The sequence below is a fragment of the Rhodococcus sp. Chr-9 genome (assembly GCF_000801125.1).
In the GTDB taxonomy this organism is placed as follows: Bacteria; Actinomycetota; Actinomycetes; order Mycobacteriales; family Mycobacteriaceae; genus Rhodococcus; species Rhodococcus pyridinivorans.
In genome coordinates this window covers 1-1,356 of record NZ_JTIZ01000040.1, presented here as the reverse complement: position 1 = coordinate 1,356, position 1,356 = coordinate 1, and the positions used below count along the sequence as shown (strand labels likewise).

Annotated in this window: 1 protein-coding gene and 1 other annotated feature; the gene reads right to left on the bottom strand. The window is 63.7% G+C overall.

Going from position 1 to position 1,356, the window contains the following annotated elements; all coding sequences use genetic code 11:
* Positions 1 to 30: 30 nt before the first annotated feature.
* Positions 31 to 1,304 (bottom strand): IS3 family transposase gene (locus tag QR64_RS04230; RefSeq protein ID WP_152640915.1). Its coding sequence is split into 2 segments (ribosomal slippage): positions 31 to 1,028 and positions 1,028 to 1,304, totalling 1,275 coding nucleotides; the frame shifts between segments, so codons are not numbered across the junction.
* Positions 901 to 1,032: a sequence feature (AL1L pseudoknot), on the bottom strand. Its footprint overlaps the gene before it by 132 nt.
* Positions 1,305 to 1,356: the final 52 nt, after the last annotated feature.

Here is a 1,356-nt window from a genome sequence, read left to right as displayed (position 1 = left end):
TGAACCATCCCGGGTCTCATGCACACATTGTCATTTGTGTGCGACCGGTTGATCGGCACGGTGTTCAGCGTAGTACTTGGCTTCATACCCGGCCGGTGGGATCCGCCCAAGGCGGTGCATGAGCCGGGCGGTGTTGTACCAGTGCACCCACGCCGAGGTGGCCTCCTCGACGTCACTGACGGTGCGCAGCGGGCCCTTGCGGAACGGGGAATCGTCGGCGATGCACTCGGCCTTGTAGAGCCCGATCGTCGTCTCTGCGAGGGCATTATCGTAGGCATCGGCCACCGACCCTATCGACGGCCGAATCCCTTGCAGGAACAAGGTTTCCCCGAACCGAAGAGCCGTATATTGAGAGCCCGCATCCGAGTGATGAATAGTGCTCCCGAGCAACGGATTACCTTGCATCGACCGCAGCATGCAGGCTTGATTCACCGCCCGCTCCACGAACGCGGTCTCCTTCGACGTCGACACCTCCCAACCGACGATCGTGCCGGCGAACGCGTCGATCACGAACGCCGTGTATGCGAAGCACGGCACCATTCGCACGTACGTGAAGTCGGCGACATAGAGCGCGTCGGGCCGCTCGACCCGGAAGTTCCGGTCGACGAGGTCCGGAGGCCGTGATGCCGACGCATCCGGCACGGTGGTGCGGACCTTCTTCGCCCGGGTGGCACCACGCCACCCGTTCCCGCGCATGAGCCGTTCCACGGTGCAGCGGGCCACCTCGATGCCCTGACGCTGCAGGTGGGCCCACATCTTCAGCGACCCGTACAGCGACTCGGGTTTGCGTCTGCCGTGCTCGTCCCGCTCGACGTAGTACGAGGCCAGCACCGCGGTGATGGTGGCGTCCCAGAGCGCGCGTTTCGACAACGGACGGCTGCGCCAGGCGTAGAAGGTTCTCGGGGCGATCTTGCATCCGTGCTCGGTGAGCACACGGCAGATCGGTGCGACCCCGAACCGATCGCGGTGTTCGGCGATGAATCGGCAGATCACTTGCGTGGCGGGTCGCACTCCCGCGCGAAGAAAGACGTTGCAGCCTTGAGTATTTCGATGGTCTTCTCGAGCTCGGCGTTCTTCCGGCGCAATGCCCGCAGTTCGATCTCCGCCTCGGACGCCGACGCAGCCGGGGTGCGACCGCCGGCCGCTTCGGCCTTGCGGACCCACACTCGGACCGTTTCGGTCTTCAATGACATCCGTTCGGCGATCGTTCGGATCGCCTCGTATTCCGACGCGTAGTCACCGCGGTGTTCGAGGACCAGGCGCACAGCCTTCTCCCGTACCTCGGCTGGATAGATATTCGGCATAAGGATCACCTTCCCAGGAAAGAAGGTGTGCATGGAACCCGGGACGATTCAC